The organism is Xanthomonas sp. SHU 166, assembly GCF_000364685.1.
GTDB classification, from domain to species: Bacteria; Pseudomonadota; Gammaproteobacteria; order Xanthomonadales; family Xanthomonadaceae; genus Xanthomonas_A; species Xanthomonas_A sontii.
Genome location: NZ_AQOJ01000330.1, coordinates 1 through 495 on the forward strand (window position 1 = coordinate 1; position 495 = coordinate 495).

Sequence of the window (495 nt, forward strand, 5' to 3'; positions counted from 1 at the left end):
CGTCGTAGCCGACCAGCGGCGTGTCGCGGTCGCACAGCAGCGGTTGCAGGCGCGCGTACGGGCACAGGTAGCGGCAGACCTGGCTGCGCAGGAAGCCGGCGTTGCCCCAGGTGGCCAGTGCATAGAACAGCACCCAGAACGTCTCCCCGCCGCTCCAGGCGAACGGATGCAGGCGCGCGACCAGGTCGGCGATCGGCACGAAATAGCCGACGAAGCTGACCCCGGTCCACAGCGCCACGGTCGCCCACAGCAGGTGCCGTGCCGCGGCCGGCCAGTCGGCGAAGCGCCGTTCGATCCAGGCGAAGGCATGGCTCCACACCGTCTGCGGACAGGCGAAGCCGCACCACAGGCGCCCGGCCAGGGTGGTGAGCACCGCCAGCGAGGCCGCGGCGGCGCCCAGCGCCAGCAGCAGCCAGCCGACGTCGTGCGGCCACAGGGTCCAGCCGAACACGTCGAAGCGCCGCGCCGGCAGGTCCAGCAGCAGCGCCTGCCGGC

1 protein-coding gene is annotated in these 495 nt (G+C 72.9%); it reads right to left on the reverse strand.

Annotation, left to right across the window (positions count from 1 at the left end; all coding sequences use genetic code 11):
- The coding region (locus D180_RS09905) for a 4Fe-4S binding protein (protein ID WP_017912669.1) at positions 1–495 on the reverse strand (495 nt) is incomplete at both ends.